7 protein-coding genes are annotated in these 7,442 nt (G+C 52.1%); 2 read left to right on the top strand and 5 right to left on the bottom strand.

What is annotated here, in order from left to right; genetic code table 11:
* Positions 1-223: 223 nt before the first annotated feature.
* The 5 genes from treC to gmhB form a co-directional block, all read right to left on the bottom strand.
* A complete protein-coding gene (treC, locus tag ACQY6F_RS10870) occupies positions 224-1,903 on the bottom strand; it encodes an alpha,alpha-phosphotrehalase (protein WP_428774318.1) in 1,680 nt (559 codons plus the stop codon).
* Positions 1,904-1,964: 61 nt separating this feature from the next.
* Positions 1,965-3,401 (bottom strand): PTS trehalose transporter subunit IIBC, encoded by a 1,437-nt coding sequence (gene treB, locus ACQY6F_RS10865; RefSeq protein WP_428774316.1) that lies wholly within the window; start codon positions 3,399-3,401, stop codon positions 1,965-1,967.
* Between the two features lie 170 nt (positions 3,402-3,571).
* Positions 3,572-4,519, bottom strand: a complete 948-nt coding sequence (gene treR / locus ACQY6F_RS10860; RefSeq protein WP_428774315.1) for a trehalose operon repressor TreR — start codon at positions 4,517-4,519, stop codon at positions 3,572-3,574.
* Between the two features lie 42 nt (positions 4,520-4,561).
* Positions 4,562-4,909 carry an MliC family protein gene (locus ACQY6F_RS10855; RefSeq protein WP_428774313.1) on the bottom strand — a complete coding sequence of 116 codons (348 nt, stop codon included), beginning with the start codon at positions 4,907-4,909 and terminating at the stop codon, positions 4,562-4,564.
* Between the two features lie 44 nt (positions 4,910-4,953).
* A complete protein-coding gene (gene gmhB, locus ACQY6F_RS10850; RefSeq protein ID WP_428774312.1) occupies positions 4,954-5,505 on the bottom strand; it encodes a D-glycero-beta-D-manno-heptose 1,7-bisphosphate 7-phosphatase in 552 nt (183 codons plus the stop codon).
* A 220-nt stretch (positions 5,506-5,725) separates the two neighbouring features.
* On the opposite strand from gmhB, the gene metN reads away from it, so the two are divergent.
* Both metN and ACQY6F_RS10840 read left to right on the top strand, forming a co-directional pair.
* The gene (gene metN, locus ACQY6F_RS10845; protein WP_428774311.1) at positions 5,726-6,760 is read left to right on the top strand and encodes a methionine ABC transporter ATP-binding protein MetN; all 1,035 of its coding nucleotides are present in this window, start codon (positions 5,726-5,728) and stop codon (positions 6,758-6,760) included.
* The gene (locus tag ACQY6F_RS10840; protein WP_428774309.1) at positions 6,750-7,427 is read left to right on the top strand and encodes a methionine ABC transporter permease; all 678 of its coding nucleotides are present in this window, start codon (positions 6,750-6,752) and stop codon (positions 7,425-7,427) included. Before metN ends, ACQY6F_RS10840 begins: the two co-directional genes overlap by 11 nt.
* Positions 7,428-7,442: the final 15 nt, after the last annotated feature.

Below are 7,442 nucleotides of genomic sequence, written 5' to 3'. Positions count from 1 at the left end.
CGCCTTCGATGGTTCGAATCCGTCCCCCTCCACCATCTTCAAGCCAGCTCATTGAGCTGGCTTTTTTCATGCTCGCTATTCTGTCCAGCGACCCGCTCTACTGACCGGCTGCTATGTTTTGATGGCTTTGCCCCTTAGCGGATAAGCCATATCCCAAAATGTACAAAGCATGAAAAAAGCCCCGCAGAACGGGGCTAAAAGTGAACCGGGGGAACTAAGAGCATTAGTGGTTCAGTAAAAATATCCGTGTTTCATACGGGCGTAAAGTCTGGCTGTTGGCGAATTTCAGCTGCGGCCAGCCTGGGTAGTTACCCAGCAAACAGTGCGCCTCACTCAAGTCTCGCTCCAGCGGCAACTGACACTGTGCGTCGACACCGTAGTAGTTGTTAATACAGAGCAATGTCTGGTTGTCAGACTGGCGCTGGTAAGCAAACACCGCAGGGTGGTCGGGCAGCAGATCAAAGTAGTCACCCTGGGTAATCACCGCCACTTCCTTCCTGAGCTGGATCAGCCGCTGGTAGAAATAGAACACCGAGTCGGGATCAGCCAACGCCGCTTCGGCGTTCACCTGAGGATAATTGTCAGCCACCTGCAGCCAGGGCTGAACCTTACTGAAACCGGCAAAAGCTTGACTGTTCCACTGCATTGGCGTGCGAGAGTTATCCCGTGATTTCTGCCCAAGAATCGCCATCATCTCATCGTGACCGACACCCTGTTGATTAACCATGATGTCGTACATATTGGTACTTTCAACGTCACGATACTGCTCTATCTCACGGTAGCCCGGATTGGTCATGGCAATCTCTTCACCCTGATAGATATAAGGCGTGCCCTGCATCATGTGTACCGATGCCGCCAGCATTTTTGCCGATTCGACCCGGTAGTGTTGATCATCCCCTAACCGGCTGACTATCCGGGGCTGGTCGTGATTACACCAGAACAACGCCCCCCAGCCTTTGCCATTCAGGCCGCTCTGCCAATGATTGAAGATCTGCTTCAGTTGCAGAAAATCAAACGGCGCCCTGGACCACTTCTCACCATTGGGATAATCCACTTTCAGATGGTGGAAGTTGAACACCATCGACAGCTCTTTACCGTCCAGCGAAGAATACTGCTGACAATGTTCCAGTGTAGTCGACGACATCTCACCGACAGTCACGCTACCATAGCGCTGGAACACGTCACGGCTGATTTCCTGCAGGTACTGGTGCACCTTGGGGCCATCAGTATAAAAACGTCGGCCGTCACCATCCGGGTCAGACGGAAAGTCCTGCTGTTTGGAGATCAGGTTGATCACATCCAGTCTGAAACCATCTACGCCCTTTTCAGCCCAGAATGAGATAACCTGCTTCACTTCCTGGCGAACTTGCGGGTTTTCCCAGTTCAAATCTGCCTGCTCTTTTGCAAACAGGTGCAGGTAGTATTCATTAGTGGTTTCATCCAGCGCCCAGGCACTGCCGCCAAATTTGGATTGCCAGTTGTTGGGCACGCCACCCTCGCAAGGCGCTTTCCAGATGTAGTAATCACGGTAGGGGCTGGCTTTGTCGCCAAGCGCCGACTGGAACCAGGCATGCTCAGTAGACGTATGATTAACCACGATATCCATGATGATCCGGATCCCGCGCTGATGCGCCTGTTCCAGCAGTTGGTCAAAATCAGTCATGGTGCCAAAGTCGGGATTGATGGCGTAATAATCGGAAATATCGTAGCCGTTATCCACCATAGGAGAGCGATACACCGGCGTCAGCCAAATCGCGTCAATACCGAGTTTGTGCAAATAATCCAGCTTAGAAATGATGCCTTGCAGATCTCCGGTTCCGCGGCTGTCACTGTCACAAAAACTCTTCGGATAGATTTGATAAATGGTGGCGGTCTTCCACCAGTCTGGATCGACACTCTGCATGAATTTCTCTCACTTACCTAAACAGAAAAAACGGAGTGGCAAGACGCCACTCCAATTGGTATTACGCGTTAGCGGTTTCAGTTTTCGTTTCCAGCTCACCGCGGTTTTGTGCCCGGCGGTATAGCGCCAGCGTCAGGCCAGCCGGGACCACAATCGCCACCAGCATGGCAATCAGGAATGCGCCCCAGAACTGCGGCTGAATAGACAGAATACCAGGCAGGCCACCCACACCGATGCCGTTGGCCATCACGCCTGTCAGACCACACACCGCTGCCGCCAGAGAGCTGCCGATCATGGCACTCAGCATAGGGAATTTATATTTGAGGTTAATCCCGTACATCGCCGGCTCAGTCACGCCCAGGTAGGCCGAGATAGCCGCCGGCACCGAGATATCCCGTTCACCGTGTTTTTTACTGATGATGATGATGCCGATAACCGCAGAAGCCTGGGCAATATTAGACAGCGCGATCAATGGCCAGATAGGGGTTCCGCCCAGCTCCTGCATCAGCTGCAGATCCACCGCGTTGGTGGTGTGGTGGATACCGGTAATCACCAGCGGAGCGTACAGGAAGCCGAACACCATAGCGCCAATCACAGCAAAATCACCAGTCATCGCCGCTTTGGCCGCCACCGCAACACCGTCACCCAACATGCGACCAAATGGGCCGATCAGCGAGTGCGCCAGCACGACAGACAGAATAATCGAGACAAACGGCACGACAACCAGGTAGAGGTAAGACGGGACGATACGCTTCAGGTTAGTTTCGATATACGCCAGCGCGACACCCGCCAACATGGCTGGAATCACCTGGGCCTGGTAGCCCACTTTCTCTATCACAAACAGGCCGAAATCCCACACTTCCGGCACCTGCTTACCAATTAGATAAGCGTTCATCAGCTGCGGCGATACCAGAGTCACCCCTAGCGTGATACCAAGGATCGGCGTTCCGCCCAATTTCTTCACTGTCGACCAACAAACGCCTACCGGCAGGAAGAAGAAGATGGCTTCACCAATCAGCCACAGGAACGAGTGCACCGTGGCCCAGAACTGACTAATCTCAGTCAGAGACTGGCCATCGAACATCTTGATATCACCAATAACATTGCGGAAGCCCAGGATCAGACCACCGGTGATAATGGCAGGTAAAAGGGGAACAAAAATTTCTGCCAGGTGTGAAATACCGCGCTCGAGTATGTTCATGTTTTGCCGCGCTGCCAGCTTGGCGTCGTCTTTCGAAGCCGCTGTTTGACCGGTCATCTCCAGCAGGATTTTATAAACCTGATCCACTTCGGTGCCAATGACCACCTGAAATTGACCGGCATTGGTAAAGCAGCCTTTGACCAAAGGCAGGTTTTCCAGCTGTTTGACATCCGCCAGATCAGTATCGTTTAGTACAAACCGCAGCCGGGTCAGGCAGTGGCTTACACTGGCAATATTGTCATTGCCACCGACCAGCTCAATCAGACGCGCGACATCTTGTTTCGCTATCTTACTCATATCCTTGTCCACCTTAATTGGATAGTTCTCTCACTTGTTAGCTTTAATTATGGGAATGTTCCCACTTAATTTTCAGCCAGTGTGTCAGAAATCTGCCCCGGATAAAATGGGAACAGTCCCATAAGTTGAAAATGATCACACTATTGGTGGTTTTGTGTGCAGCAGTAAGTTTAGTTAAGAATGGGGGCTTGAGTGAGATGGACCGGCTTGGAGTGGCCATCGATATGAGATATCAACAACTTAGCAGCACTCTCACCCGCCTGGGCATAACCGGGGTCAACACTGAACACGTTTGGGAACAGAAACGACAACAACTCGCTACCACCTACGCCGGTAACCAGGATGTCATCCCGGCCGAGTTCCTGCAGGCGCTTAATCGCCCCCAGCGCAATACTGTCACTCGCGCAGACAATCGCCTGAGTGTCCGGCGCCAGCAGAGGGTCGACCAGTTGATAGGCGCTCTCATGGCTTAGCTGCCCGGTCTGATAGCGGCTTTGATGGCCGCGCTTCTGGCACCAGTCCAGATAAGCCTGCAAACGCATCTGCCCGGTGGTGGCGTCGCTGGGATCCACCCCTAAATAGGCGATATTGGTCAGGCCCTGCTGATCCAGATAGTTGAGGGCTATCTCAATCACGCCCTGGTTGTCGTAATTGATCGATGAAACGGCGTCGGTATCCATCGCCACCACCACCGCTTTATTGCGCCAGGCATCGAGCTGCTCAAGTGAGAGACCACTGAAACCAAAGATGATCACTCCATCCACATGGCGGCGTCGCAATACATCAAGGTGTTCTGACGTTTTTTCCGGGTCGAACTGGCTTTCCATGATCACCGCGTCGTAGCCGGCCTGGTAGAGTACCTGCAACATACTGCTGACCGCGCGGTTTTCTGAAGGGGAATCGAGCCTTGAGATGATCACCCCAACCACTTTCTGACTGCCACCCCGCATCGACTGGGCTGATTTCGACGGCACATAGCCCGACTCGGCGATCACGCGCTCCACTTTTGCCCGGGTCTCGGGTTTCACTTTCGGATCATTGGTCAATACCCGTGAAACGGTGGATTTGCCAACCCCGGACAAACGGGCAATATCTAGTATGGTGAGTTTTTTGCTCATAACCTTGTTGTTCTTCTATCCCCTGGCGCACCGACTAGTGGTTTAACGGGTAGTACAGTATTTGTAGATAGTTTCGCCGACCGACAAGCGTGCCATATTTCCTTTGGTATGCAGGATTAGCGGGTTACGCTCTTGCGCCGCCTTATCGCCCAGAATATAGCGACTGCCAGAGCCAGACGCGACTTGCACCAGTGAATACTGCCGAGAGCCCATGGTCAAGGTCGCTGTTTCCAGTCCGGTATAATAACGTACTGAAAATGCCTGGCCGCCCTCACACTGGTAGCTATAGCTCTGGCTCGGTTGCAACTGATAGTACTTATCAGGAGCTTGGGAACAGGCCGAAATAAACAGTCCTGAAAGTGCTGCCAAACCGAGTTTAACATTAGTCATGCCGCCTCCTTACGTGAAAAAGGCCGCAATGCGACCTTTACTGTTTAGTTGGCTAAATAAGCGGGAACGTCTTTGATGCTGTCGAGTACCACGCTGGCCAGCGCTTCACCACGCTCATTGACTGGCTTTCCGCTTCGGACCAGAATTCTGGTCCCCACTCCGGCCGCTTCAGCGGCCATCAGATCTTCCGCTTTGTCACCCACCATAACGGAATTGGCCATATCGATATCAAGGAAATCGCGCGCAGAAATAAACATCCCCGGTTTGGGTTTACGGCAGTCACAATCTTGTTTGGCGTCTTCTGCGGCGTAATCCGGGTGGTGCGGACAGTAATAGATGCCGTCGAATTCGACCCCGTTGTCGACGAAATTCCAGTCCATCCACTGAGTCAAAGACAAAAAGCGCTCTTCACTGAATTTTCCGCGGGCGATACCCGACTGGTTAGTGACTAGCACCAGCATATAGCCCATCTGTTTTAACTGTTTGGTGGCTTCAAACACGCCGTCAATAAACTCAAAGTCGTGTTCATCGTGGACATAACCGTGATCAACATTGATGACGCCGTCACGATCTAAAAATACTGCTGGTTTAGCCAAAATTCGTTCTCTTTCATCTATCTTTACAGGAATTATTGCATGCTTTATTTCATTCATCACTATCTAATTCTTCGAATTCATAGCCGTTAATCTTTTTAGACGTCTAGACGTAAAAATATCTATTGACTTAGATCAGTGAAACCCATAGCATCGTCTATCAAATGAGATATAGCTCAACATTTTATTCTGTTTACCTGCAAACAGATCAACAGGTTTTTCGATGATTGAAATTAGTCAAGTTAACAAAGTGTTCCAGCAGGGCAGCAAGCAAATCCACGCCCTGAAGGACATTAATCTCACCATTCCACAAGGCCATATCTTTGGCGTGATCGGCTCGTCCGGAGCTGGTAAAAGTACCCTGATCCGCTGCGTTAATATGTTAGAGGCGCCCACCAGCGGCTCTATCGTGGTTGATGGGGTCGATTTGACCAAACTGGGCAAAGCGCAACTGGTGGAAGCGCGTCGCAATATCGGCATGATATTCCAGCACTTTAACCTGCTCTCTTCGCGTACCGTGTTTGCCAATGTCGCCCTGCCATTGGAACTGGCTGGCAAAGACAAAGCGCACATCGAAACTAAGGTCAGCGAGCTCCTAACTTTGGTAGGGCTGGCAGATAAACGCGACAGCTACCCCGCCAATCTGAGTGGCGGCCAGAAGCAGCGAGTGGCGATTGCCCGCGCGCTGGCCTCCGATCCGAAAGTGCTGCTGTGCGATGAAGCCACCAGCGCCCTTGACCCGGCGACTACCCAGTCAATCCTTGAGCTGCTCAAGACCATCAACCGTAAGCTGAATATCACTATGCTGTTGATCACCCACGAGATGGACGTGGTGAAAAGTATCTGTCACCAGGTGGCGATCATCGGTGGCGGCAAACTGGTAGAAAAAGGTACGGTCGGCGAGATTTTCGCCCACCCGAAAACGGAACTGGCGCACCAGTTTATCCGCTCTACTCTGGATTTATCGATACCGGAAGATTACCAGGCCCGACTGCAGGAGCAGCGGCTAGAAGGCAGCTATCCGTTAGTGCGACTGGAATTTACCGGCGCAACGGTAGACGCACCGCTGATGTCGATGATTGCCCGCAAGTTCAATATTGATGTCAGTATCCTCAGCTCTGACCTGGATTACGCCGGTGGGGTTAAATTTGGCATGATGGTGGCTGAGTTATTTGGTAACGAACAAGACGACAACGCAGCGATCGATTTTCTGCGTCAGAACAATGTGAAAGTAGAGGTGCTTGGCTATGTCCTTTGAATCTATCAGCCAGTGGCTAAGCCTGAACGGTGACTTGTTGCTACGGGCCACCGGAGAGACCCTCTATATGGTCGCAGTGTCCGGCTTGGTCGGCTTCGCACTGGGTATTCCTTTAGGCGTGATCCTGCACACCAGCAAACGCGGCGGTCTGCTGGAAAATCCGCGCCTGAACACCATCTTAGGCGCGATTGTGAACATCGGCCGCTCAGTGCCGTTCCTGGTCCTGATGGTGGCCATTATTCCAGTCACTAAGCTATTAGTTGGCACCTTTATCGGCACTACCGCCGCGATTGTCCCTTTGACTATTGGCGCGATTCCGTTTGTTGCCCGTCTTACCGAAGGTGCACTGCTGGAAGTGCCGACCGGCTTAGTTGAAGCGGCCCAGTCAATGGGGGCCACGCCGATGCAGATCATCAGTAAAGTACTACTGCCAGAAGCACTGCCGACGATAGTGAACTCAGTCACGATTACCCTGGTCACCCTGGTCAGTTACTCTGCCATGGCCGGAACCGTCGGCGGCGGCGGATTAGGCGATGTCGCGATTCGCTATGGTTTTCACCGTTATGATGTCGTGATTATGGCCGTGACCGTGGTGATGCTGATCGTGCTGGTGCAAATCATTCAATCTATCGGCGACGCGGTTGTGCGTCGTGTCGATCACAGATAATTATTACAAAGCTTA

This window comes from Vibrio sp. (assembly GCF_050299255.1).
Classification (GTDB): domain Bacteria; phylum Pseudomonadota; class Gammaproteobacteria; order Enterobacterales; family Vibrionaceae; genus Vibrio.
Note: the sequence above shows the minus strand (reverse complement) of the source record. Positions and strands in the feature narration are given on the sequence as shown.

Bases quoted from the DNA above. Each gene is read 5' to 3' on its own strand.
- treC (WP_428774318.1), bottom strand. From the start codon at position 1,903: ATGCAGAGTGTCGATCCAGACTGGTGGAAGACCGCCACCATTTATCAA.
- treB (WP_428774316.1), bottom strand. From the start codon at position 3,401: ATGAGTAAGATAGCGAAACAAGATGTCGCGCGTCTGATTGAGCTGGTC.
- treR (WP_428774315.1), bottom strand. From the start codon at position 4,519: ATGAGCAAAAAACTCACCATACTAGATATTGCCCGTTTGTCCGGGGTT.
- ACQY6F_RS10855 (WP_428774313.1), bottom strand. From the start codon at position 4,909: ATGACTAATGTTAAACTCGGTTTGGCAGCACTTTCAGGACTGTTTATT.
- metN (WP_428774311.1), top strand. From the start codon at position 5,726: ATGATTGAAATTAGTCAAGTTAACAAAGTGTTCCAGCAGGGCAGCAAG.
- ACQY6F_RS10840 (WP_428774309.1), top strand. From the start codon at position 6,750: ATGTCCTTTGAATCTATCAGCCAGTGGCTAAGCCTGAACGGTGACTTG.